The sequence below is a fragment of the Nocardia sp. NPDC051929 genome (assembly GCF_044548645.1).
In the GTDB taxonomy this organism is placed as follows: Bacteria; Actinomycetota; Actinomycetes; order Mycobacteriales; family Mycobacteriaceae; genus Nocardia; species Nocardia sichangensis.
Genome location: NZ_JBIUCG010000070.1, coordinates 1 through 1,173, shown reverse-complemented (window position 1 = coordinate 1,173; position 1,173 = coordinate 1). Strand labels below are relative to the sequence as shown.

At 59.6% G+C, this 1,173-nt stretch carries 1 protein-coding gene; it reads right to left on the bottom strand.

Going from position 1 to position 1,173, the window contains the following annotated elements; translation table 11 throughout:
• Positions 1-1,161: hypothetical protein (locus tag ACIHAX_RS37775; RefSeq protein WP_397282462.1), on the bottom strand; the 1,161-nt coding region annotated here is incomplete at its 3' end.
• Positions 1,162-1,173 lie beyond the last annotated feature (12 nt).

Here is a 1,173-nt window from a genome sequence, read left to right as displayed (position 1 = left end):
GCCGTTGTTGTTTCCGGTTCCGCCGCCACTGCCTGTTCCACCGTTGGTGGGGGGTGCCGCGGTATTCGGGTCGACGAATTCGGGGACCTGGCCGGCGAGTTCACGCATGCCGGCGACGAAACCTTTGTTGTTACTGGTGTCGTCGCCCTTGTCCCACCACTGCTGAGCATAGGTTTGGGCCTGATCACCGGTCCGGCCGCGCTTGGCGACATAGTTGACCGTGCCGTTGGTGTTCAACTTGATCTGGTCGTAGCGGGGAACGTGACCGTAGATGAACGCCAGGAAGTTGGCGGTGTTCCCCACGACATGAGACATGTCGACCATACTCGCCCGCAACGTTTCGGCGGTACCGAGGTATTTGTCGATCGAGGCGATCGCCCGGTCGGCGCCCGCGCCCTGCCAGTGCCCCCGGGTGAACACGGGTTTGATGTTCTTGGTGAAGGTATCGATCGAGTTGCCCCAGATCTGGGACAGGGCCAGCCACTCACCCGACAACCACAGCATGTCACCACCGACCGAGCCCACGAGCATGGCGATGTTGGCGAAATCGTAGAGGTGCAGAGCGCCACCGAGTTCGATCAGCGGATCGATTCTGCCCTTGAGGGACTTGTCGAAACTCACCCCGGAACTGGCGGTGGTCGACAAACCCGGCCCGTCCGCCCACGACACCGAGGACGCCGCATGATACTTCGAGATCTCCGGCCAATGATCACGCGCGTTGGGTGCGACGAAGGTGTTCGCGTTCTGTCCCTCGGTGATCGAGTACTTCTTGTTCGCCGCGGTGAACGTGTTCGCGATATCGGTGACGATCGCTTGATGATTACCCAGGATGTCGACCAGTTCGGGGTTCGCTTTGTCGAAGAACGCGTCCGACAGATGTTTCATGCTCAGAAACTGATAGGAACTGGCCGGGAACGGTTTCGGCTGGGCAGGCCGTTTCGGATCGGTACCGGATTGATTGTTGTAATACCAGTCGAACTTCGGCGGCATGTTCTTCCCGGTCACGAAATCGATCAACCCGAGGATGTCGGCCACCAGATCCTCACAATATCCGGTCAGCTTACCCAGCGCGGCGCTGTCGACATTGAGAAGTTGAAGCTGACCGTTCTGGGCACTCTTCAACAATCCAGCCCAATCGGTCTGGTCGATACCCGCCGCCATCCTGCTCCTACC